This window comes from Aliinostoc sp. HNIBRCY26 (assembly GCF_050235535.1).
In the GTDB taxonomy this organism is placed as follows: domain Bacteria; phylum Cyanobacteriota; class Cyanobacteriia; order Cyanobacteriales; family Nostocaceae; genus Trichormus.
Genome location: NZ_CP189852.1, coordinates 1,755,344 through 1,778,246, shown reverse-complemented (window position 1 = coordinate 1,778,246; position 22,903 = coordinate 1,755,344). Strand labels below are relative to the sequence as shown.

Here is a 22,903-nt window from a genome sequence, read left to right as displayed (position 1 = left end):
TGGAATCACTGTGCGATCGCAAATTGCATGAAGCAGCAAAAGAATCAATACAGTCATCTCACAGCCATTGATAGAAATTATCTCTCATTTCCGGCACAGTTTTTACTCAATCAAAATCTGCTCAATGGCAAAATCTTAGACTTTGGTTGTGGATTGGGTAATGATGTGAAGTTATTGGAACAAAAAGGCTGTGATATCACTGGCTATGACCCTTATTATTACCCCCAATATCCCCACGATAAATTTGACACTATAATTTGCTTCTATGTTTTAAATGTTTTATCTCCTGAAGAACAAACTCAGGTATTAATGGAAATATCCCATTTATTAAAACCAGGGGGTAAGGCTTATTACGCTGTGAGGAGAGATATCAAAAAAGAAGGTTTTCGAGAACATTATATCCATAAGAAACCGACATATCAATGTATTGTTAAACTCCCATTTACTTCTATTCATTTAGATGAAATGAGAGAAATATATGAATATATTCATTATAATTATCAAAGAAATTCTCCTAATTATTGCATATTTTGTAATCCTGGCAGACATCTGAATCTCGTAACTGAATCAGCAACAGCTTATGCAATTTTTGATGGCTATCCCATCAGTAAAGGTCACGTTTTAGTGATTCCCAAACGTCATGTTAGTAATTATTTTGAGCTACCTTTTTCAGAACAATCTGCTTGTTGGTTAATGGTGAATAAGGTACAAGAAATGCTCAAAGCGGAATTTTCCCCTGATGGTTTTAATGTGGGTATGAATATTAATCGTGCTGCTGGGCAAAACATTATGCACGCCAGCATACATATTATTCCTCGCTATCAAGGTGATAGTTTTGGGGTAAAAAGTGGGATACGGAATGTCATTGCGAAAAGAAAATAGTTATACCAATTCAAAATTCAAAATTCAAAATTCAAAATTAAGAAAGTGATACTCAGCACACCTTGTAGGTTTTGCATCTGTATCAAATTTTCTGTGAATTGGTATTCTATCAATTCTCTATAGTTACGCCAAATAAATGATGTAGAGACGTTGTATACAACGTCTCTACAGTACAGAATCAACGGTATAGAAAACCTCTCTCTAAATCTCTCTCCTGCGAGGAGAGAGACTGTAAAAATTGCAATTAAATTTTCCCAAATCGCCGTTCTCTTTGTTGATAGGCACATAGGGCGCGATGAAATTCGGCTCGGTCGAAATCTGGCCAGAGTGTGTCAGTAATGTAAATTTCTCCATAGGCCATTTGCCAGAGGAGGAAATTAGAAAGACGCATTTCGCCACTAGTGCGAATTAATAAATCGGGGTCAGCAATTCCAGCTGTATATAAATGATCCTCAAATACTTCTTCTGAGATTTCGTCAGGCTTGAGGATACCTTGCTGGACTTTTTGGGCGATCGCCCGACAAGCTTGTAAAATCTCCTGTCGTCCACCGTAGTTAGTAGCGACAGAAAAGCGGATACCGCGATTATTTTTGGTTTCTTCCATTGAACGGGAAATTTCTGCTTGCAGCGATCGCGGCAATGCTGCTAAATTGCCCACAAACTGAATCTGCACATTTTCCTCGACCATTTCCCGCAACTCTTGACGCAAAACTCTCTGGAATAGCGTCATCAGAAAATCTACTTCTTCTTGGGGTCTTTTCCAGTTTTCCGTGGAAAAAGCATAGGCTGTTAAAGCCTGGATTCCCCAATCCTTACAACAGCGTAGTAAATCCTTCAGGGCATCAACTCCACGCTTATGCCCCATAATACGGGGTAAACCTTGACGTTTAGCCCAACGACCATTGCCATCCATAATCACCGCAACGTGTTTAGGCAATAGTTCTGGTTTTAAATCTAGGGGTAATTCGTATAGTTCAGTTTGTTGTATTGTCATTTTTTATCTTGAGAAGCGGTCGAAGGTAATCCAAGTAAGCGTGAACCCAGTTTCAATGCTTTACTCCCAATCTGACGACCCAAGCTGAACAAACCAGGGGCAACTGCTTCCCGATCTACAGTTGGAGACAATCGAGCCTCTAAAGACTCTTTGAGCTTCCTAATTGTTAGCGGCCTATTTAGAATTCCCCGTTCTGCAAGGGAAATAGAACCCGTTTCTTCTGAGACAACGACACAGATGCAATTTTCGACTCGCTCAGTAATTCCCATTGCTGCCCGGTGGCGTGTACCCAACTGGCGCGATGCTGTGCGTCCCGAAAGCGGTAAAATTATACCCGATGATACAATCCGTGAACCACGGATTAATGTTGCGCCATCGTGCAGTAGGGTTTTGGGTTGAAAAATTGTCTGTATCAGTTCCTTGGAAACATCAGCATTCAATTTAACTCCAGGGACAGAAAAATCCCGTTCATCAATGGGGCCAGTTGTTTCCAAAATTAGTAAAGCTCCGATTCGGTTTTTTGAGAGTTCTTTAACCGCTTCCACAATTTCATCTATTACACTATCAGACTTAGGAATGGTCAGATTGGATGGTTGGAACAATTGCCGAAATTCACCGCGTCCTAATTGTTCTAGAAAGCGGCGGAATTCTGACTGGAGAGCAACTGCCATTGCTACGGCACAGCCAATCACCAATTTTTCTAGCACAAAATTTAACAGTGGTAGACCAAATCTGCCGCTTAGTGCTGAGGCTAGCATTAAAACGATAAAACCCCGCACCATCCACAGTGTCCGACGCTCACTAATAATCACGAGGATCATATAAGTCAGTGCCAGCACCAATACAATATCCAGAGTCCCCAACAGCAAGGACTGAGACCATCCCAGGTTTGCCAGCCATTGCTTCCACCAATCTTTCATGACATCTGGAACTCTTATACGTTTAGTTCTTAGTCAATAGTCAATAGTCAATAGTCAATAGTCAACTTTGGACTTTGGACTATTGACTTTGGACTAGTGACTAATTCTTCAATCTTTCCGGTAAACGATCTTGTCGAATTAAATCTTGATAAGTTTCGCGTTGCAAAATTAAGTTTGCTTCGCCATTTGCCACTAAAACTGCTGCCGGTCTGGGTAAGCGGTTATAGTTGGATGCCATACTGTAATTGTAAGCACCAGTTGCCATAACTACCAGTGTATCCCCTGGTTCAGTTTTGGGCAGTTGGGCGTTTTTGATTAAGATATCCCCTGATTCACAGTGTTTACCAGCAATGGTAACTGTTTCTGTGATAGGCGCAGACATTTTGTTGGCAACGACTGTGCGATAAACTGACTGGTAGGTAATGGGACGCGGATTGTCGGACATACCGCCATCTATGGCAATATAAGTACGAATTTCCGGTATGGTTTTAGATGAACCGATGGTGTAAGCTGTCACACAGGCACTAGCAATTAGCGATCGCCCTGGTTCAGATAATAATTTTGGTAAAGGTAGATTTTCCACCGCACAGGCTGCTTGTACGACATCACAAATCGCCTTCACCCATTCTTCAATGCTTGGTGGGTCATCTGATTCTACATACTTAATACCTAAACCGCCACCCACATTTAATTCGGTGACATTCAAACCGTATTTAGCTGCATCCCTCAACCATTGCACCATGACAGCCGCTAAGTCTTGATGGGGTTGACGTTCAAAGATTTGCGAACCAATATGAGCGTGTACACCTACACAGTTTAAATTTGATTGCTGACTGACAAATTTAAACACCTCATCTAAATCGTTGGGGTCAAAACCAAACTTACTGTCTAGGTGTCCGGTACGAATGTACTCATGGGTATGACATTCAATCCCTGGTGTCAAGCGCAGCATAATCCGCACTGGTGGTAGAGAATTACTTGACAAGATATCCACTAGGGTGTGTAACTCATACCAGTTATCGACAACGATTGTCACCCCAGATTCAATGGCTAAGTTTAGTTCTTCACGAGATTTATTATTACCGTGGAGGTAAACTTTCTCAGGACTAATCCCAGCAGTTAGGGCAGTATACAATTCACCCCCAGAAACTACGTCAATTCCTAAACCTTCAGAGGCGATAATTGCATCTACAGCTAGACAATTCCAAGCTTTAGAAGCATAGAGTACCTGAGATTCGCCTTGATAATATTTTTTAAAGCTATCTCGATATTGTTGGCAGGCAGTTCTGAGGGTTTCCTCATCTAAAATATACAAAGGTGAGCCAAACTGCTGCACTAGGGTTGTGACATCACACCCACCGATAGCCAAGCAACCTGCACTATTAACTTTGGCAGTTAGTGGGAAGAGTTCTTGGTTAGGCGAAATATTTGTATTTACGCTGTCGCTTTGGGGTAAATACTGCTCTCCAGTATATTGAACCCCAGCCGGGTAAGTCGATACCATATTTATATAGATTGTCCTTGTTGAAATTAGGGGCGTGAATCAGTCTCCCGATCCCAGTTTACAAAGGGTTAGTAATCTTATCCCAATAAAAGTGATCTTATCTTCTAACTTAAAACTCAAATCATTGACCCCGGATGATCTAGGTGCGATTTTGGAACTAGATCAAACCTGTTTTGGTGGACTTTGGACACTGGAAGGCTACCAACGGGAATTAGATAGCCCTAACAGTGATTTACTGGGAATATTTTCCCCTCACTCCCATACATTATTACTTGGTATGGGCTGCTTTTGGACGATTTTAGAGGAAGCCCACATTACAATTGTGGCAGTTCATCCTCTGTACCAAGGTCAAGGTTTGGGACAGGCTTTAGTCTATTCTTTGCTGAAAACAGCTTGCGATCGCAACTTAGAAAGAGCAACTCTTGAAGTCCGAGCCTCTAACCAAGCCGCAATCTCTTTATATCAAAAATTTGAGTTCAAAACAGCTGGGCGGCGACGGGGCTATTACCAAGATAATGGCGAAGATGCCTTAATTCTTTGGCTTTCTGATTTACAACACCCTTCATTTCAGGACAAACTAGAGAAATGGCATTCTATGATTGTGGCTAAGTTAGAAAGGTCAATAGTTAATAGTCAATAGTCATTAGTCATTAGTCAATAGTCAATAGTCATTACTCATTAGTCATTACTCATTACTCATTAGTCATTACTCATTAGTCATTACTCATTACTCATTACTCAACACTCAGCACTCAGCACTCATTACTCAGCACTCAATTACCGACGACTATTTAACACAGTGAAGGAATTAATTACTTGTTGGTATGCTTGACGATAGATTGCGTCATTATTGCCATAATTGGTTTTAGATAATTCGATGACAATTATTCGCCCATCTCTAGGATTAACAAAAGCGACGTTTTCGTCTTCGTATAAGCCACTTGACTGAAATTTGACTCCTGTTTGTCCGGCAATTCTGGCAGGTTTGAAGTTACGGGTGGCAGAAAATTGATTACTCTGTTGTACCCATCTTTGTAAGGGCAATTTTTTGGGATTATTATTAATAGTTATGCTGACGTTGGCGGGGTATTCTGTACCACCTGCATATTCACCATTACGAATTTTTTGAGCATGATTTTTCGTCCAAATATCGATGCTAGCTAAGGGTGAATCAGTCGGATTTCTGGGAGTAGATATTTTATTATCTATGACAAAATCTTTGGTTGAGTAGCTAAATTGAAACTTAAAGCGATCGCTGCGGTAAATTCCTTGATTTTTTACTGCTTGTTTGGGTGTAGTAGTAGTATTTGGTGCAACAGTATTCGCTGTTGATGCGCTGGCGATCGCTCCTACGGTCACTAAAGCGATCAATAATGGATATAAAATCAATTTATGAAATTGTTTGTTGTGAGCTTGCATGATTCATTCCTGGGAAAATATCTGTTCAACATCTCATAGCTTCAAGAGAAAACAGATATTTTTCGCAAGCATTATATTTATATGTTTGAGTGCAGTTTTTAGGCAAAATAGATAGAAAGCTGACGAAATTCACATAATTTTTGGCTTTTGCCTTTTGGAAGATAGATGTGTACAGTAGTTGAGGAAAATATACAACTTTCAATTAAAACGCATCCATCTATGGATATAAAAACCAAACGCCTGCTGCTGCTTGTGGCTTCTTGTAGTGTCGCTGGTGTCATTTTAGGCGGGACTAGTAGTTGGGCGCAAAGCAATCAGTGCTTGCAAGCCGAACGCATTACAAGCGATTGCTTGACTCAAAACCCTCTACAGAAAACCATTCAAGGTATGAGTACAGGGTTGTTAGCAGGAGCAGGAGCCGCTTTTGGTGTAGCCTGGAATGTGCGCCATGATGACTAGAAACTGTAATTGCGATCGCGCACCCATAGACTCATCGGTACAGCGTTACCTTGGGGATCTACTTTAACTTTGACGGTGATGGGTCGTAGCTGTCTAGTTCTATTTTGTCTAGAAGAACGGCGGATATCTTCGCTAATTAGCTGGCGTTGTTCCTCAGCAACATTAAATGTTTCCACACCGTAGTTGATCACACCATCCTCATATACCCCTCTGAGGGCGACTTGATTATTGGGGAGAGACATCGGTAGAGTGTCACTAACACGTACAGGCCTCCAAGCCCTGGGTACACCACGAGTAAAGGATTGTTGTTCTCGGAGAATCACATAGATATTAGTCCCCGATAGTAATCTACCGTTACTACCGCGATTTCGCCGCACAAGATCATTCCAACCTGGTAATCTTCGTAAGTTAGAAACACGCGCTATGTTGTAATCAAGATTCAGCGCGTAACCTTGCAATACATTTTCTGGAGACGAAGCCACAGTCTGTAAAATCACCTCTCTACCGGTGAGGTTAGTATATGCAGCTTGGGTAGGAACCGACAAAATTAATCCCGCTTGCAGCATTAGGGGAACAAATAACCGCCAAAAAGGTAAAGGTTGGTTATATTTTTGCTCAGTCGCAGTCAGGTAATCTTTAAAAGTCAGTTTCTTCGAGAATTCGGCTTCAGGAGACAAAGTTTTAGTTTTGGTAGATTCAGAAGATTTCTCTGACATGGGCGTAATCCTAAAAATAATTAGTTGTTGACGAAATGAAAATAGGACTTACGCAGATAATGGAAAAGGGCATTGGGAATGGGGCATGGGGCATGGGGCATGGGGCATGGGGAGGCAGGGGAAGAAAAGGGATAACTAATGACTATTACACTTCCCACTCATCACTCAGCACTCATTACTCAGCACTCAGCACTCATCACGACTCCTTACTCTTATTCCCCGATGAACTAGAAGATCCCCCAGTCAGGCGACGTTCAAACCAGACTCCGGCACTAATGAGTATTGAACCGCACATGACGAACACCATTGATTTAAACAATAAGTCGGTGTCGTACTCTAACATTCGGCTAATTACTAGTAGGGTTAACAACAGCATCCCGCCCCAAAAGGAACGTCTATTGCTGAGTTTTAATCCCTCCTGCACAAATCCCCAAGCGAGGATAACGAAGAGTACGCTAAAGGTGAAACTTCCTAGTTCGCCAATGCGGTTAATGGCTAGATGCCAAAAAGGTACGACTACGATAAAACCGAGAAATGTGGCAATTAAGCCAGTTTTGAAGACGACTTCCCGGCGGGGTGGGTTATTGGTTTGACGGTAGATAAACAACCATTGCAATACAGCTAAACCACTGAGAATCCCCAAGTCGATGATTGGCAAAGACATGAGACTGTTACTTCTGGATGGAAAGGCGTTAAGAGTCCCTTGCCATTGCCAACGAAAAGAAAGGGCATAAAAGACTAAACCAAAGGCAATTAAAGCTAAATTACGGGCTATGGGTTGAAACAGCCTGTAGTTAATGTTGGGAAATAGCAGATCATCATAACTCCAGAATAGAGCAGGTGGCAGTGCTAAGGCAAAGGATGCAACCCAAGGAGCGATATTAGAAAAGTTCTGGAGTGGTAAAGGGTTGAGATTGAATTGTAGAGAACTAGCGAAAAATAAAGCTGCGAGAAAGAAAATCCATCGAGAACGACAGGCGTAGGCGAGAGGGACAAATAGCAGCCAAGAGATTAAAGGCATATGTCGGACTGCTAACCGCGCCCAGTTCCAGTCAGCTGTGGAGAGGTTCGATAACTCATTGACTCCCAACCAATAACCAATCTGCATCAGGATAATGGCCATAATCCCTAAAGAATTCAGGGAAAGACTATAGGCCATAATCGAAACGCCAAATCCCCAGGCGAGGAATAATTGTGTAGCTGAACCACTGATATTAAAAATCTGTGCCGTCAGCAAGATGTTCACGCCCAAGATAAAAGCCGCTAAGATTAACAGGGCTTCTCCTAAATAACGGTTGCTGCGTTGTGGTTTTTTTCCTTCTTTCTTGGCGACTTTAGGTTCTTGCCAAGTGTAAAAACCGATGATGCTAACCGAGAAAAACAAACTCATCATCATGATAAATCTGACTTCTCTAGCCCAGGCAAACCAGTTGGCAGCAATAAAGGTGGCTGTCCCCAAGACTAACAGGACACCACCGATCGCTACTGCAATCATCATAAAGCGATCGCGCGCAGCTGCTTCTATACTTTTAAATTGATGGCGATCGGCAATTTGTTGATATTGGGAAGCACTAATAATGCCTTCATCACGCCATATTTCTGCTTCCCGCCGCAGTCTCTTCTGGAAATTATCGAACATCTTGACCCTCTCTAATGCGTTTCGGCAGCTTGGCAATCTTCTAGGATTTACGCAAAGAGATAGTCATTAAGTGGGGATTGGGTATTAGGGACTGGGGACTGGGTATTGGTGAGCCAGCGCGGTCTTGGGGGTTTCCCCCATGAGAGACTGGCGAACCCCGTTCGCGTTAGCGTCTCTGAAAGAGAAGGGGGGATTGGGAATTGAAAATCAAAATTCCCAAAGTCAAAACATTCTGTTTTTTACTTTTTAAATTTTTTCCCAGTCCCCATTCCCCAATCCCTAGCCCCTAATTCCTAATATTCTAGAGTATGAAGCCAACTCACTAACAAGCATTGTTCTTCTGTAACAGTTTTACTAATGGAAAAACCATCAAATTTATTATTGAAACTTACACGCCGTTTGTTTGAAAACCTTGATAATCAAGAAAAGTTTATTGAAGCGTTAATTGCTCCTCAATCTTTTAATCCCTGTATCCTTTGGTGCCAGAATCCACCAGAAAACCAACCGTTTTCAGTGACATCACCATTGAAATGGCAACCACAATTTATCAATCGTTTACAATTAGGAGAAAAACCAGGTCAACATCCTTTACATCATCAAGGATATTTTTACTGTTTAGACTTTTCTTCTGTATTCGCTGCTGCTGTTTTATTAGCAATCCCTCAGCCAGTTAGATTAGTATTTGATATGTGCGCTGCACCAGGAGGAAAAAGTATATTTGCTTGGCAAGCTTTGCAACCAAATTTAATTATTTGTAATGAAGTAATTGGCAAAAGGTTAGGAATGTTGATATCTAACTTAAAGCGTTGCCAGGTTAGTCCTAGTATAGTGATGAATCGAGATTCTAGGATATTTGCAGAAAGTATTACTGCAACTTGTGATGTGGTATTAGTTGATGCTCCTTGTACGGGACAGTCTCTATTAGCTAAAGGTGAAAAAGCACCAGGATGTTTTCATCCTACAGCTATTAATAAAAGTGCTAATCGGCAAAAAAGAATCATTGCTAACTCTGCCCAAATAGTTGCACCACAGGGTTATTTGGCTTATATGACTTGCACCTATTCGCCGGAGGAGAATGAGCAGGTTTGCGAGTGGTTTTTGTCTAAATTCCCGCAGTTTCAGCCAGTAAAAGTTAGCCATTTACAAGATTATCAATCACATTTAACTGATATTCCCTGTTATCGCCTTTTTCCTCAAGATAGATTAGGTGCTGGTGCTTTTACTGTGCTATTTCAAAACACTGATGCAGGAGAAAGTCAAGTGTTAAACATGGATGTATTGAATGATTTAGGGATTATTTTTCAAGAGGGTGTAGGGGTGTAGGGGTGTAAGGGTGTAGGAGTAATAAAGGAAGTATTGAAATATTAAGAATCAATCCTTTAGACAGACTAAGAAGTTAGCATCACACTTCATTAGTCAGAGGAGATTTAATTGATTACTTTTCTAGCATGGCTATAGGAATTTTCAAGCTTTGTTTTAGTTATTGCTGAGAGTATCAATAGTAAAAAATTGGGGTTAAAACTATGACAATGACAGGATTAGATGTTTTTGACACAACCTTGCAGAATACTATTCCTTGGGTGAATGAATTATGCAATAAGTTGGGTTGGGAGAACAAACATAAAGTATTTCAGGCATTACGGGCGACCTTGCACGCTTTGCGCGATCGCCTGACAATAGAAGAAGCTTCCCATTTAGGCGCGCAGTTACCCATCCTATTAGGGGGATTTTACTACGAAAACTGGCGACCTGGGGCAGCACCAGTTAAAGATAGAACTAAGGACGCATTTTTGCAACATATCCGCGATTACTTCCGCACTTCCGATCCTGATATTGATGCGGAGACGGTTGTGCGCGCTGTTTTTAAACTTTTGTCTGAGAGGGTGACTAGAGGTGAAATTACAGATGTAATTAATATGATGCCACCAACATTGCGAGAACTTTGGCCGGAAGAGGTGCGTGCTTAGGAGATTATGCCAATTCGCAGTCCGCAATGAACTGATACCAATTCTCCGAAATTAAGCAACAGATGCAAAGCTTGAAACCAAGATAGTATCTGACTTTCTTGATTGCGTTAGCGTAGCGGGACGTTAGTCCATTGCGTTAGCGTAGCGGGACGTTAGTCCATTGCGAATTGTCTTAACGATGTTTTTTATACTTTCCAATTAATTCTGCTGTTGCTAAAATGTGACCTGACATAGCCGCTTCTACTTCTGCTTTAGTTGCACCATAATCTAACCCTAAAAATCCATCCAGAGCATAAAGTTTAAAAAAGTAACGATGAGTTCCTCGTGGGGGACATAGGGGAAAATAACCAAATTGATCAGCATCGTTTTTCCCTTGAATCCCATTACCATCTAATGTGGGTGTGTGGGGAATTGCTTCTGGTAAATTGTGAGTGTAATGGGGCAAATCATAGAGAATCCAATGAACAAAAGTTCGATTTGGCGCATCAGGATCATCGACAATTAAGGCAAAACTCTGAGTTTCCGTTGGTGCATCTTCCCATTTTAAGGAAGGAGAAATTCCTGCACCTTCACATGAAAATTTGATGGGCATCATACTATTGGCAGAAAAACTGTTACTTAGTAGTTTCATATTTATCTTTTGATGGTTTGGCATCATGGTAATACTGAAAAATTTATTGTTCCTCTTTCCCAAGAGGCAATTCATAACGTCGTGATCATACTGAAGCAATAGTATAAATACTTGATTAAAATATACTGAAAATGTAATTGGTACTTGTATGTCATACCTGCCTTTTCAGTGCCATAATTTAAAAGATCAAGTTGACTCTATATTGCAACTTTTACAACAAGAATCAGCTTTGCGATCGCAAGATATTACATCTGTGCAAACTTCTCTAGGTAAAGCCATTTCTCCCAGGTTTGAAATTGTGTTTGCGGGTGCTTTTAGCGCAGGTAAATCAATGTTGATTAATGCACTTTTAGAACGGGAGTTACTATATAGTGCAGAAGGACACGCTACAGGTACGGAATGTAAAATCGAGTATGCCGAATTAGGTGAAGAACGGGTAGTTTTAACTTTTTTAAGTGAAGCAGAAATCAGAGAACAAGCAACTTCTCTATGTCAACAATTGGGATTTACAACTGGGGCTAATATCAATCAAGCAGAAGTAGTAAGTTTATTGTATCAAGGCTGTGAAGCAATTATTCAACAAGAAGGTGGGGAGAGTAAATCAGAACGTGCTAAACAAGCCAAAGCCTTAATTTTATTATTGCAAGGATATGAGGCTAACAACAAACATATTCATCCAACTATTAATGCTACCTATTCAATGGAGCAATTTAATTTTACGAATTTAAAAGAGGCGGCTGGATATGCGCGGCGTGGTAGTAATAGTGCGGTTTTAAAACAGATTGAATATTATTGCAACCATCCTTTATTACAAGATGGAAACGTCATTATTGATACACCTGGGATTGATGCGCCAGTAGAAAAAGATGCACGGTTAACCTACGCTAAAATTCAACATCCTGATACATCGGCGGTGGTGTGTGTGCTGAAACCAGCATCTGCTGGTGATATGACGAAGGAAGAAACGGAACTGTTAGAGAAAATGCGGCAAAATGGGGGAATACGCGATCGCGTGTTTTATGTCTTCAACCGCATCGATGAAACTTGGTACAATACCCAATTAAGGCAACGACTAGACGATTTAATTAATTCCCAGTTTCGTGATACTAGTCGCGTTTATAAAACCAGTGGTTTACTAGGATTTTACGGTAGTCAAATTAAACAGACAAACCAACAAGACAGATTTGGTTTGGACTCTATTTTTGTAGATAGCGTTAAAGGTGTACATGGTACAGAAGAAACACCGCAGTTCGTTTACGCATTTAATAATTACTGTGTCAGTTCTGGTAAACTTTCTTCTACTAATTTTCGGATTTCTCTTAACGGTTTTGAATCCCCCAATGCTAACTATGTAAGAATCTTATCAGAGCAAGGCACACCTTTAATCGATCAGTTAATACAAGATAGTGGAATTGAGGAATTTCGCAGTGCGATTACTAGCTATCTCACCGCAGAAAAGCGTCCTCAGCTTTTTAAATCTCTGGCTAATGACTTGGAAGATATTTGTATCAAACTCAAAAGACACTATCAATTGGCATATCGAAATTTAGATAGTCAACCCCGTGAAATTGAGACGATGAAACAACATGAATTGCAACGTCTCAATCAACAATTGCAACAAGTTGGGAGAGATTTCAGTCAGCACATCATAGAAGAGGTGAATTTAGTAATTAATAACTCCTGTGATGGCTTTGAAACTGATTTTAAGCAATTACAATCTCGGATGATTCGCCGTTTAGATGAGTTATTAGATACATTTTCTGTCGCTGATGCTTATCGCCGTGCAACTCTGAGTCACCCACGCAATGCTACTGCACCATTACTAGCAATTTTAGTCGAAGCTTTCTATTATCTTGCCAATCAATTAGAAGATATTTTAGTGGAATCTTCCGAACAAGTGATTGCTAATCTTTTCCAAAGATTAATGGAGAAGGTTCGTAAATCAGAATACTATCGCCAATTATATCGCTTGTTAGGTAACGATGCAGGTATTGAATCAAAGTTAAAAACCTTAGAAAAAGCTGTATCACAATCTTTAATTGACGCAGCTAGTGTAGAATGCGATCGCTATGTCAGAGAAAGTCATTTATTCTACGATGAAGGGACTTTTTCTATATATCAATTCCGCCAAACTTTGCTGCAAACTTCTCAAAGTTATGATTCTGAAAGTATGGTAGAAGCCGAACCAGCAATCAGACAACTATTAAAGTTAGACTTTGAACCCAAAGTTTCCCAAACTATCCGTAAAACCTTCCGTCAAACTATCAACCAAATCCTCAAAACCCAATTATTACCAATGACGGAAAGTCAAGCCGAAGAGATTTTACAACAATATCCCCAAGCACGAGTTTATTTAGAACAAACATTAGAAAAAGAAGCTGAGGAGAAAATAGCTAATAATCGGCGGTTACTCAATGCTGTAGAACAAAAAATTGAGGCTTATAATTTGGCAGTGTCTAATATTAATAGTTGTTTGCAATCTATGCAGTTATATAATCATCTCTTACCTACAATCAGCACGACTCAATCAGAATTAGTAGAAAATATTTCTGCTAGTAATGGTGTGTTGATTTCAGATGGTTTATCGGGAAGTATGACACAGATTTAATCTGTCCTTTCAAAAAGTCCGCCTGTGCGGACTTTACTTATATAACCGCAAATTCATCCATCTACATAACAATGGAAGATAATTTTAATTTGAGTAACTGTAGTGACAATGATGTTTTTTCCGTGAAAGATCAGGTATTTAAAGCTAGTCAAATGAGGCAAGCAATACAAAAAATATTTCTTGAGCAATTATCTAAGGAACTTTATATATTGTTAAATGATTGTGGTATATCAATAGATCCTGGTGGATATATAGTTGGTAATAGATTTTACCGCTATGATGCTAAGTTCTTTGAGGAAGGAATAGAATGTGAAATACTGCAACCTGGAACTGCTGGCTGGCAAACAGGAACAATTAGGATTAATGTTAACATAGAGTTTATACCAGACGCACCTAATACAACAGCATCGGCATCGCCTTTAGATGATCTGCGGCGCATGATCAATGAAGAATAATTATGAATAAAACACCACGCATTCATATACCACCAGCAGTTAGACAATATGTGTTCCAACGGGATAAATATCAATGTCAAAGTTGCGGTAAAACTGGCGTAGAAACTGATTTAAATATCGACCATATTATCCCTTTAGCGCGTGGTGGGCAAAACGATATCAGCAACTTGCAGACTCTTTGCTGTACCTGTAATCAACGTAAAACCGATAAAATTGACCACCGCTTTCGGCGACATTTTAAAAATTAAGCTAGCATGGATTTTGAATTAACTGTCAGTTTTAGAAGTTATGCCTCAAAAACATCACAGCAATTCCCGGAAAATCAGTAAATTCAAACCTAAAGTTAGCCATATTTTTGTAGCAATAGTTACTTTAATAATTGCTTTTCCTTGGTTGTACGAAATTAAAACCAAGGCGGGAATTAACATATCCAAAAGTCGCCACGCGGGGACATTCTTTGAAAAACACACAGGTGGACTTTTTCGCTGTGAATGGCTGTATCCTTATAAGTGCGATCGCCCCACCCCAAATTAGTCCATAATCTGATAGTTCCTAGTAAGGACTAAAGTCCTTACTTCTGAAAATATGTAGAAGAAATCAAGGGTGTATTTCCATCTTCCGAATTACCACTAAAAGCATAGCGTTGTTCGGGAACTGGATAACCAGCTTCGCCGAAAGTTTCTTTGATGGCTTTATTAGTATCAAAATAAACCTGCCAATAATCTTCATTATGACAGTAGGGACGCACCGCTAAAACTGTACCTGCTAGATTAAAATCTAAAATTTCTACATCTGGTGCAGGATTATTTAAAACATGAGGAATTTGGCTGATTCTCTGTTTTAAGAGTCTGATTGCTTCATTATGGTTAACACTGTGATGTATTTGTGCTTTGAGATCAACACGCCGATAAGGATTAGCTGAAAAATTCTCAATATTATCTGAAAATATTTTATTATTAGCGACAATTGTCATTACATTGTCAAGTGTATTAATAGTAGTAGTGAATAGTCCTATTTCTGCTACTGTTCCAGTTACACCTGCGGCTGATATCAAATCACCAGCTTTGAATGGACGAAAAATCATTAAAAAAGTACCAGCCGCAAAGTTTGCTAATAAACCACTCCAAGCCGCACCAATGGCGATACCTAATGCTGCTAACAATGCAGCAAAGGAAGTAGTTTCAACACCGAAGAAGCCAAGAATCGCCACAATTAGAATAATTCTCAGTGTAACTGCAACGATATTGAGCAGATAATTAACCAGCGTGGGTTCAATATGCTGGGTACGAAAAGCGCGACGGAGTAATTTTAAGCCAAAATCAATTAAATTTTGCCCAATAAACCAAATAGAGATCGCGCCTATTAATTTCAATCCAAATTGTGTTAATAATCCCAGTACAACAGGAATAATTTGATTGAAATTCATAATTTTTCCTCTCTTAAAAAAAGACAAAAATATTAATCACATTTTGAATTTTGGCTACTTGTCATAATGGTGTGAATAAGGCTATTAACTCACCTCTTCCTGAAGATAGATTGTGTAGTTTCTGTCTTTTGAGAGATATTTAAAATTAAGAATTACTCGATTAATAACAAGTCATATAATAAAAAAGTAGGTAAAATTTGGACTTTACCTACCTTGTACTTACTTGTTCAATTTTTAAGTGAAAACTCTGCACATGAAAGCGTGATTTTTACTGTGTAACAAAATCACTTAAAGATGCGGCTGGAACACTTGCACCATTTCCTGAATGACTATTAACTACATAGCGTTGTTCGGGAACTGGATAACCAGCTTCACCAAAGCTTTCTCGGATAGTTTTATTGGTGTCAAAATAAACTTGCCAGTAGTGGTCATTATTGCAATAAGGACGCACTGCTAATACTGTCCCCGCTAAATTAAAGTCGATAATTTCTACATCTGGTGCAGGATTATCAAGTACGTTGGGGATTTGGCTAATTCTAGACTTTAAGAGTGCGATCGCTTCATTATGATCGACTGTATGATGTAATTGAGCTACCAAATCAACCCGACGGTAAGGATTAGCAGAAAAATTCTGGATATTGTCAGCAAAGATTTTGTTGTTAGCAACTATTGTTAAGACGTTGTCAGGTGTATTGATGCTGGTGGTAAATAGTCCAATTTCCGTCACAGTACCAGTTACACCACCGGCGGAAATGAAATCACCAACATTAAACGGACGAAAAACAATCAAAAACGCACCAGCCGCAAAATTTGCCAACAGTCCACCCCAAGCCGCACCGATGGCTACACCAGCAGCCGCTAGTAAAGCTGCAAAAGAAGTGGTTTCAATGCCAAAAAAGCCGAGAATCGCCACAACTAAGACAATTCTCAAAGTAACACCGATGATATTGAGCAAATAACTAATCAGCGTCGGCTCAATATTTTGGCTGCGGAAAGCGCGACGCAGTAGCTTGACAGCAAAATCAATCAGTTTTTGGGCGATTAACCAAAGTGCGATCGCACCTAGCACTTTTAAACCAAACTGTGTTAACAGTTGCAGCGCAACCTGTCCAATCTGCTGAAAGTTCATAAGTTATTCTTATTTTAGCTATTTATTAAAGAACATACTAGTAAAATCACTTAAAAATGCCTAAAAATACTTTTTTTTAATCTTTGATTACCATATATCAGCTAGTTATTAAGCATATAGTCTGGGATTTAGCGAAATATATACCCTCCTAAATTACGAATTACTAATTACTAATTACGCATGACAAATTCGGTATGATATTTAATCTGCAAGCATTTACCGAATAGAAACTAACTATGACTCAGAACTACCGTATTACCCTACTTCCTGGCGATGGCATTGGCCCCGAAATTATGGCTGTGGCGGTAGATGTGCTGACAGTCATAGGAAAACAATTTGATATTCACTTTGACTTTCAAGAAGCCTTACTTGGCGGTGCAGCTATTGACGCAACAGGTGAACCCCTTCCAGCTGCTACCCTCGAAACCTGTCGCAACAGTGATGCTGTCTTACTGGCTGCTATCGGTGGTTACAAATGGGACAGCCTCCCAGCTAACCAACGTCCAGAAGCGGGTTTATTAGGACTCCGCGCAGGCTTAGAACTATTTGCCAATTTACGTCCAGCCCAGATTTTACCCCAACTCATCGATGCTTCCACCTTGAAACGGGAAGTAGTAGAAGGTGTAGATATTATGGTTGTGCGTGAACTTACTGGCGGGATTTACTTCGGTCAACCCAGAGGAATTTTTACCACCGAAACAGGTGAAAAACGTGGTTTGAATACAATGGTATATACCGAATCAGAAATTGAACGGATTGGTAGAGTAGCATTTGAAACCGCACGCAAACGTCGGGGTAAACTTTGTTCAGTCGATAAAGCCAATGTATTAGAAGTATCGCAGTTATGGCGCGATCGCATGACCAAATTAGCCCAAGAATACCCAGATGTGGAACTCACCCATCTATATGTAGATAATGCAGCCATGCAATTAGTCCGCGCCCCCAAGCAATTTGACACCATCGTCACCAGCAATTTATTTGGCGATATTCTCTCCGATGCGGCCGCCATGCTTACAGGTAGTATAGGTATGTTACCTTCTGCCAGCTTAGGTGCATCGGGGCCAGGATTATTTGAACCCGTCCACGGTTCTGCACCAGATATTGCAGGACAAGATAAAGCCAACCCCCTCGCCCAAATCTTAAGCGCAGCCATGATGTTACGCTACGGCTTAAATCAACCCCAAGCCGCCGACAGAGTTGAAAAAGCCGTATTGCAAGTTTTAGAACAAGGCGATCGCACAGGCGATATCATGTCACCAGGAATGAATCTTTTAGGTTGTCGTGCAATGGGCGATTCATTGATTAAGGCTGTTAGTCAATAGTCATTAGTCAATAGTCATTAGTCAATAGTCATTAGTCAATAGTCATTAGTCAATAGTCATTAGTCAATAGTCATTAGTCAATAGTCATTAGTCATTAGGGAACAGGGAACAGGGAACAGGGAACGGTTTTTCTCATCTCCTACCTTGTCTGCCTTGTCTCCAATGCCCAATGCCCCATGCCCAATTAATTGCCCGTTTCCGAAAAATTTCCTAGCACAATCGGCCAAATTGGCAACCTTTATCAAAAGTTTCAGCTAAACTAGAAGCAAATCTAGCAACTACGCAGCAATATAGTGTACGCTTTACGACAAGAACAGGGAAAAGCTCAATTTACTGCCCCCAGAAATCAGTCTCCTTTGATTGATCCTGCCGTAATCAGAGCTGCGGGGCGAATTTACTATACTCATTGTGAAGTGCATCCTGAAATCGCCGGTCAGCCTTCAGGAGTAGCCATCAATCGGGTGACTCACCGTGGTAAGGTGATTTTTACTAATCAGCCGGTTCTCTTACCTCAAGAATGTTTTGTACCCTTGAGCCAGATAGAATCACATATGTATTAGTAATTACTGTTAATTATGTAATTAGACTATCGTCTACGATCCCTTTCGAGGCGAGAAATCGCATCACGATAAAGCTCTAGTTCCGATTTATGCGGGCTACGTTTGCGTTCTGCTTCAATATTTCGCTCGCAGGAACTCTCATCACTATAGAGCAGTTGTAACAGTTGCTTTTTCAGTACATCTAATTCAGTAGGAGGTAGTATTTCCTTATATTGGCGCAGTTGGATCACGTATTGATGGGCAAATTGATATTCTGCATCTGTGAGATAACCTAAACGATGCCCTGGACGATAATCATTCTGTGCTGGTTGACGTTTGTATCCAGCAAGAAATATTTCTCCAAAGCCACAGACAAACATACACAAATCTGTATAGCGTTCATTTAATTCAAAATTACTTTTACGAATTCCAGAATTGCTCAAAATATAGTGGCATACTTCATGCGCCAGAATGGCTTGCGCTGCCAACTTATCTTGAAAGAAATCCGTACTAACTTTGATAGTAACCCAACCTTCTTCGTCTTCTTCAAACATTCCAGCTGCAAATGGTGTTGGCGTCACCAGTACCCGTGGCACCATATATGGCACCTGAAACCCTGGAGTAACTCGTTCTGCATGGCGGATTAAAACTTCAACAACTTGGGCTGGTGTAGCAATACGTACGAAATCCCTAAAATCCAGCAAAAATTGCGGTTTTTGGAAGGATTTTTCTGTTGTCCAGGCAATCTTTGCAAGTTCGCGCAACTGCGATTCTATCTCTGGAAAAACTGAAGACTGTGATGTGCTAGATGATGGTGTTGTTGTCTGTATTGGTTTAACGAATGATGACGATGCTGGAACAGGTCTTACTATGATATCTACACGAGATGTAAGTAATCGCCCTGGCATAGAATACACAGAGGACTGCGGTACAGACGTTTCTGCAATGGAATTTTCTGGAGGAGTTACCTGCTGCTGCGATGAAAAACCTGGTTTAACAGCACGGCGGTGATACCATACATACAACAACAGCAGTATCAAAAAGATTAATACAGCCAAGATGATGATCTTCATAATTAGTTGAGTGTTGGTAAGTTTCCTGTGTCCAGCAGGTTAAAAACCTCTAAGCACATATTTGTCAGTATTTATCTTCTTGTGCGTTTTTTGGCTGAAAGTTTTGCCATAGTTCCTCTAAAGACAATTAAGACAGGAATCAGAGTAATAATCAGACTGGGGATAATCCCCCAGGACATTGAAGATATACCCGCAAATATAATTAGTAAAAATAATCCACCAAATAAGAACCAACCCGCAATTAGCACCCACCAAGGCATTGTGCCAGAAGACATTGTTCTCATGGCTCTACCTCTGACGTAAATCTCACCCATTGGGTCATACGCAGAGGGAATTCTCTCGTAATAACCTGGTTCTCGTTGGGCTGGGATTTCAACTCTAATTTTATCTGAGTTGAAACTACTACCTTCGCCAAAAAAATCTTCAGGTTTGTTATTATCACTCATAATTTTTAGCTAGTATTTTTAGTTACACTCTTCAAGCATAGTGTCTATTCAACAATCATCAATCCGCGCTTCGCAGATATTTTTGATAGGAGAATTTGGCTTGACTAAGATACACAACTACTAATCGTGAAATTTCGGATTTTCCTCACGTATTCTTCATAAAATTTAATCAAACAACTTCACTAATTTCACTTAAATACAGGGGTGTAAGGGTGTGGGGGTATAGGGGTGTAAGGGAAGAAAAAAGGTTTCTTCTATATTTTGCTACTGCGCTAGTTGGAGGCTCATATTTGATTTCTGCAAAGCTAGGTAAACTTTTATTCCCCATTCCCCATTCCTGTAGCTATTGACCAACACCCTCGACAAAAGGCGAAATATCAACGACAACTGACTCAGAACCTGTGACAAATAAATATATGGATATTTTGATGGTAGCCCCAGCGATCATCATAGTTTTCGCCTTGGGTGCATCTATCGGTAGCTTTATCAATGTTGTCGTTTATCGATTACCTGCGGGATTATCAATTTTGTGGCCGCCTTCCCGTTGTCCTCACTGCTTAAACCAGCTAAAAGCCTATGATAATGTGCCTGTATTGGGGTGGCTGTGGTTAAAAGGGCGATGTCGTTATTGTAAAAGCCCGATTTCCGTGCGTTATCCAGTGGTAGAGGCGGTGACAGGGATGATTTTTCTCCTCATTTTCTTGATATTTAACGTCTCAATTTTGACATTAGGATACTGGGCTTTTTGTAGTTGGTTATTAGCATTATCCCTGATTGATTTAGACACCATGACCTTACCCAATCCCCTAACTAAATCAGGGTTAGTGTTAGGAATGATCTTTCAGGTAGTAGTGGGATATATAAACGAAGCCAGCATTACTAGCGTAGTCAAACATTTAATGATGGGGATAGTGGGAGCTGTATTAGGGTTATGGTTATTTGATGCGATCGCACTTCTTGGTATTTTCCTACAAAAAGAAGCAATGGGTGCAGGAGATGCCAAACTAGCAGCCATGATGGGAGCATGGCTAGGCTGGAAACATTTACTATTAGCCGGATTTATCGCTTGCAGTCTAGGTGCAATAGTAGGGATCAGCGCAATTTTGCTATCTAAACGCAAATGGGGACAAAAAATCCCCTTCGGCCCCTTCCTAGCCTCCGGCGCATTCTTCACCCTATTCGGCGGCGAAGCAGTTTTATCCGCGTACTTGAGATTGTTTAGTCAATAGTCAATAGTCAATAGTCATTAGTCATTAGTCATTAGTCATTAGTCATTAGTCATTAGTCATTAGTTCTTCTCCCCTGCACTCTGCCCCCTGCACCCTGCCCCATTCCTAATACCAACTAAATTTTCCCCGACTGTAGCGTTCATTACCCCATTTACGCTTGACATTTTGGTAATATCAGCTTGTGACTAGTATCACCCTCTAATTGAAGAGTACCTGTTGGTAAATGCTGAATGCTCATCAACTGGCGATACAAATTGCAATCTTGGGGGCAATACTTCAAGCTGGGGGTTGAGGAAAGGCATCCTGTTGGGGGGTTGGTATGATAACGTCTTTAATTTTGTCAATACATTTACAACACCAAAAGAACCAAATACTTGTATTGGCATCAGTATTTTCGTTAAGCTGGCAACCAAAGATGCAAATTTAGGTCTGATTGCTTATAAGCGTAATTTGGCGATGTAGTCAACAGTTAAAGGTTAATCATCAATAGTCAATAAAATTAATCAAGACTATTGATAATTCAATTATCCTAACTGCTGGACTTATTTTCGACCTCGTACCCACTTGAATAAGATAAAAATGGCAAACAACGAAGAATCACGCGGTTTAAAGTCTCTATTTGATTGGTTTGCGAACCGCCGTAAATCGGGAGCTACCAACCTCGAACGCCAAGAGCGTGAAATTGCTGATGGACTGTGGCATAAATGTCCTAAGTGTGGAGTGTTGACCTATACTAAAGACCTTTTAGCCAATCAGATGGTATGTGTGGAATGTGGACATCACAATCGAGTAGACGGTGATGAACGCATCCGACAAATAATAGACCAAAATACTTGGAGAGCGATAGATGAAAATCTGCGTTCTACAGATCCTCTGCAATTCCGCGATCGCAAACCCTATAGCGATCGCTTGCGGGAAATGGAAGACAAGCTAGGGCTTCTCGATGCAGTTAAAACAGGTTTAGGGCAAATCAACGGTTTACCCGTAGGGCTAGCTGTGATGGATTTCCGCTTCATGGGCGGTAGTATGGGTTCTGTCGTGGGTGAAAAAATTACCCGCCTCATTGAACAAGCTACCCAACGACGTTACCCAGTAGTCATTGTTTGCACCTCTGGGGGAGCGAGAATGCAAGAAGGTATGCTCTCTCTGATGCAAATGGCGAAAATTTCCGCCGCCCTAGAACGTCACCGCGATGCTAGATTGCTCTATATTCCTGTGTTAACCAACCCCACCACAGGCGGCGTAACTGCTAGCTTTGCTATGTTGGGGGACATTATCATTGCTGAACCTAAAGCCACCATTGGTTTCGCCGGTCGCCGTGTAATTGAGCAAACCCTTAGAGAAAAGCTACCAGAAGATTTCCAAACAGCCGAAGACTTGCTCAAACATGGCTTCGTTGATGAAATCGTACCCCGTACCCAATTAAAGAACACCTTAGCCAAACTCATCGCACTACACCAACCCGTCCCTACCGCCCCCCCTATGGTACGGTGGGAAGCGATCAGCTTTAGCACCACCGCCGCCGAGTGAGAGACGAAGAGGCAG

Annotated in this window: 25 protein-coding genes; 14 read left to right on the top strand and 11 right to left on the bottom strand. The window is 40.7% G+C overall.

All coding sequences use genetic code 11. From position 1 onward, the window contains the following. Positions 1 to 27: 27 nt before the first annotated feature. Positions 28 to 882 carry a bifunctional class I SAM-dependent methyltransferase/HIT family protein gene (locus ACQFX9_RS07470; protein WP_427161406.1) on the top strand — a complete coding sequence of 285 codons (855 nt, stop codon included), beginning with the start codon at positions 28 to 30 and terminating at the stop codon, positions 880 to 882. Between the two features lie 244 nt (positions 883 to 1,126). Here the strand turns inward: ACQFX9_RS07470 and ACQFX9_RS07465 are convergent, their stop codons facing one another. From ACQFX9_RS07465 to lysA, 3 genes are all read right to left on the bottom strand, one after another. Next, entirely contained in the window at positions 1,127 to 1,876 is a 750-nt protein-coding gene (locus tag ACQFX9_RS07465; RefSeq protein ID WP_427161405.1) for an isoprenyl transferase, read from the bottom strand. Continuing rightward, entirely contained in the window at positions 1,873 to 2,796 is a 924-nt protein-coding gene (gene cdaA / locus ACQFX9_RS07460; protein WP_103139352.1) for a diadenylate cyclase CdaA, read from the bottom strand. Before cdaA ends, ACQFX9_RS07465 begins: the two co-directional genes overlap by 4 nt. A gap of 100 nt (positions 2,797 to 2,896) precedes the next feature. Continuing rightward, entirely contained in the window at positions 2,897 to 4,300 is a 1,404-nt protein-coding gene (gene lysA / locus ACQFX9_RS07455) for a diaminopimelate decarboxylase (protein ID WP_427161404.1), read from the bottom strand. A 94-nt stretch (positions 4,301 to 4,394) separates the two neighbouring features. Between lysA and rimI the strand changes: the two genes are divergently transcribed. Next, positions 4,395 to 4,940, top strand: a complete 546-nt coding sequence (rimI, locus tag ACQFX9_RS07450; protein ID WP_427162827.1) for a ribosomal protein S18-alanine N-acetyltransferase — start codon at positions 4,395 to 4,397, stop codon at positions 4,938 to 4,940. A 137-nt stretch (positions 4,941 to 5,077) separates the two neighbouring features. Here the strand turns inward: rimI and ACQFX9_RS07445 are convergent, their stop codons facing one another. Then, positions 5,078 to 5,719 carry a hypothetical protein gene (locus tag ACQFX9_RS07445; protein WP_427161403.1) on the bottom strand — a complete coding sequence of 214 codons (642 nt, stop codon included), beginning with the start codon at positions 5,717 to 5,719 and terminating at the stop codon, positions 5,078 to 5,080. Between the two features lie 219 nt (positions 5,720 to 5,938). Here ACQFX9_RS07445 and ACQFX9_RS07440 point away from each other — a divergent pair, with 219 nt between their 5' ends. Beyond that, complete coding sequence (locus tag ACQFX9_RS07440; RefSeq protein WP_427161402.1) at positions 5,939 to 6,178, top strand: hypothetical protein; 240 nt, start codon at positions 5,939 to 5,941, stop codon at positions 6,176 to 6,178. Here ACQFX9_RS07440 and ACQFX9_RS07435 read toward each other — a convergent pair. Next, positions 6,175 to 6,894, bottom strand: coding sequence for a GDYXXLXY domain-containing protein (locus tag ACQFX9_RS07435; RefSeq protein ID WP_427161401.1), 720 nt, complete (start codon positions 6,892 to 6,894; stop codon positions 6,175 to 6,177). The genes ACQFX9_RS07440 and ACQFX9_RS07435 overlap by 4 nt on opposite strands. Positions 6,895 to 7,090: 196 nt before the next feature. Beyond that, positions 7,091 to 8,533 (bottom strand): DUF2157 domain-containing protein, encoded by a 1,443-nt coding sequence (locus ACQFX9_RS07430; protein WP_427161400.1) that lies wholly within the window; start codon positions 8,531 to 8,533, stop codon positions 7,091 to 7,093. A gap of 357 nt (positions 8,534 to 8,890) precedes the next feature. On the opposite strand from ACQFX9_RS07430, the gene ACQFX9_RS07425 reads away from it, so the two are divergent. After that, a complete protein-coding gene (locus tag ACQFX9_RS07425) occupies positions 8,891 to 9,856 on the top strand; it encodes an RsmB/NOP family class I SAM-dependent RNA methyltransferase (protein WP_427161399.1) in 966 nt (321 codons plus the stop codon). A 200-nt stretch (positions 9,857 to 10,056) separates the two neighbouring features. Next, positions 10,057 to 10,500 carry a DUF2267 domain-containing protein gene (locus ACQFX9_RS07420; protein WP_427161398.1) on the top strand — a complete coding sequence of 148 codons (444 nt, stop codon included), beginning with the start codon at positions 10,057 to 10,059 and terminating at the stop codon, positions 10,498 to 10,500. Positions 10,501 to 10,672: 172 nt separating this feature from the next. Here the strand turns inward: ACQFX9_RS07420 and ACQFX9_RS07415 are convergent, their stop codons facing one another. Then, entirely contained in the window at positions 10,673 to 11,131 is a 459-nt protein-coding gene (locus ACQFX9_RS07415) for a YbhB/YbcL family Raf kinase inhibitor-like protein (protein WP_427161397.1), read from the bottom strand. 148 nt (positions 11,132 to 11,279) lie between these two features. Here ACQFX9_RS07415 and ACQFX9_RS07410 point away from each other — a divergent pair, with 148 nt between their 5' ends. The 4 genes from ACQFX9_RS07410 (at position 11,280) to ACQFX9_RS07395 (ending at position 14,728) form a co-directional block, all read left to right on the top strand. After that, the gene (locus ACQFX9_RS07410) at positions 11,280 to 13,739 is read left to right on the top strand and encodes a dynamin family protein (protein WP_427161396.1); all 2,460 of its coding nucleotides are present in this window, start codon (positions 11,280 to 11,282) and stop codon (positions 13,737 to 13,739) included. A 71-nt stretch (positions 13,740 to 13,810) separates the two neighbouring features. Continuing rightward, positions 13,811 to 14,194 carry a KGK domain-containing protein gene (locus ACQFX9_RS07405; protein WP_427161395.1) on the top strand — a complete coding sequence of 128 codons (384 nt, stop codon included), beginning with the start codon at positions 13,811 to 13,813 and terminating at the stop codon, positions 14,192 to 14,194. Positions 14,195 to 14,196: 2 nt separating this feature from the next. Beyond that, entirely contained in the window at positions 14,197 to 14,442 is a 246-nt protein-coding gene (locus tag ACQFX9_RS07400; protein WP_236144029.1) for an HNH endonuclease, read from the top strand. A gap of 40 nt (positions 14,443 to 14,482) precedes the next feature. Beyond that, a complete protein-coding gene (locus ACQFX9_RS07395) occupies positions 14,483 to 14,728 on the top strand; it encodes a hypothetical protein (protein WP_427161394.1) in 246 nt (81 codons plus the stop codon). 37 nt (positions 14,729 to 14,765) lie between these two features. Here ACQFX9_RS07395 and ACQFX9_RS07390 read toward each other — a convergent pair whose 3' ends face one another. Together ACQFX9_RS07390 and ACQFX9_RS07385 are read right to left on the bottom strand one after the other, a co-directional pair. Continuing rightward, a complete protein-coding gene (locus tag ACQFX9_RS07390) occupies positions 14,766 to 15,620 on the bottom strand; it encodes a mechanosensitive ion channel family protein (RefSeq protein ID WP_427161393.1) in 855 nt (284 codons plus the stop codon). Between the two features lie 268 nt (positions 15,621 to 15,888). Next, positions 15,889 to 16,749 (bottom strand): mechanosensitive ion channel family protein, encoded by an 861-nt coding sequence (locus ACQFX9_RS07385; protein ID WP_427161392.1) that lies wholly within the window; start codon positions 16,747 to 16,749, stop codon positions 15,889 to 15,891. A 236-nt stretch (positions 16,750 to 16,985) separates the two neighbouring features. Here ACQFX9_RS07385 and leuB point away from each other — a divergent pair, with 236 nt between their 5' ends. Together leuB and ACQFX9_RS07375 are read left to right on the top strand one after the other, a co-directional pair. After that, positions 16,986 to 18,071, top strand: coding sequence for a 3-isopropylmalate dehydrogenase (leuB, locus tag ACQFX9_RS07380; RefSeq protein ID WP_427161391.1), 1,086 nt, complete (start codon positions 16,986 to 16,988; stop codon positions 18,069 to 18,071). A gap of 293 nt (positions 18,072 to 18,364) precedes the next feature. Further along, positions 18,365 to 18,631: a hypothetical protein gene (locus ACQFX9_RS07375; RefSeq protein ID WP_103139368.1), complete on the top strand. Its 267-nt coding sequence runs from the start codon at positions 18,365 to 18,367 to the stop codon at positions 18,629 to 18,631. A gap of 26 nt (positions 18,632 to 18,657) precedes the next feature. Here ACQFX9_RS07375 and ACQFX9_RS07370 read toward each other — a convergent pair whose 3' ends face one another. Both ACQFX9_RS07370 and ACQFX9_RS07365 read right to left on the bottom strand, forming a co-directional pair. Next, on the bottom strand, positions 18,658 to 19,683 hold the full coding sequence (locus ACQFX9_RS07370; protein WP_427161390.1) for a hypothetical protein: 1,026 nt from the start codon (positions 19,681 to 19,683) through the stop codon (positions 18,658 to 18,660). A 71-nt stretch (positions 19,684 to 19,754) separates the two neighbouring features. Further along, positions 19,755 to 20,129, bottom strand: a complete 375-nt coding sequence (locus ACQFX9_RS07365; RefSeq protein WP_427161389.1) for a hypothetical protein — start codon at positions 20,127 to 20,129, stop codon at positions 19,755 to 19,757. 416 nt (positions 20,130 to 20,545) lie between these two features. Between ACQFX9_RS07365 and ACQFX9_RS07360 the strand changes: the two genes are divergently transcribed. The 3 genes from ACQFX9_RS07360 to accD all read left to right on the top strand — a co-directional run bounded on the left by ACQFX9_RS07360 (position 20,546) and on the right by accD (position 22,888). Continuing rightward, positions 20,546 to 21,358: a prepilin peptidase gene (locus ACQFX9_RS07360; RefSeq protein WP_427162826.1), complete on the top strand. Its 813-nt coding sequence runs from the start codon at positions 20,546 to 20,548 to the stop codon at positions 21,356 to 21,358. A 216-nt stretch (positions 21,359 to 21,574) separates the two neighbouring features. Beyond that, on the top strand, positions 21,575 to 21,820 hold the full coding sequence (locus ACQFX9_RS07355) for a hypothetical protein (protein ID WP_236144022.1): 246 nt from the start codon (positions 21,575 to 21,577) through the stop codon (positions 21,818 to 21,820). A gap of 117 nt (positions 21,821 to 21,937) precedes the next feature. Beyond that, complete coding sequence (gene accD, locus ACQFX9_RS07350) at positions 21,938 to 22,888, top strand: acetyl-CoA carboxylase, carboxyltransferase subunit beta (protein ID WP_427161388.1); 951 nt, start codon at positions 21,938 to 21,940, stop codon at positions 22,886 to 22,888. The last annotated feature ends 15 nt before the right edge of the window (positions 22,889 to 22,903 follow it).